This window comes from Paenibacillus farraposensis (assembly GCF_020736845.1).
GTDB lineage: Bacteria > Bacillota > Bacilli > Paenibacillales > Paenibacillaceae > Paenibacillus > Paenibacillus farraposensis.
Genome location: NZ_JAFFQR010000100.1, coordinates 1 through 276, shown reverse-complemented (window position 1 = coordinate 276; position 276 = coordinate 1). Strand labels below are relative to the sequence as shown.

General features: G+C 59.8%; 1 protein-coding gene. It reads left to right on the top strand.

Translation table 11 applies throughout. The annotated features are described in order from the left end of the window. On the top strand, nt 1-276 hold a 276-nt coding region (locus tag JO375_RS15910), incomplete at both ends, for an AMP-binding protein (protein ID WP_229525385.1).

Sequence of the window (276 nt, the reverse complement as noted above, 5' to 3'; positions counted from 1 at the left end):
GTGCCGGGCGAGCTGTGCATCGCGGGAGACGGGGTCGGGCGAGGGTATCTCAACCGACCTGAGCTGACGGCGGAGAAATTCGTGGACAGTCCTTTTTCGCCGGGAGAGCGGATGTACCGAACAGGAGACCTGGTTCGCTGGCAGGCGGACGGGAATATCGAATATTTGGGACGGATCGACCATCAGGTGAAAATACGCGGCTACCGGATCGAACTCGGTGAAGTGGAAACGCAGCTGTTGAAAGTGGAGGCTGTGCAGGAGACGGTCGTCGTAGCG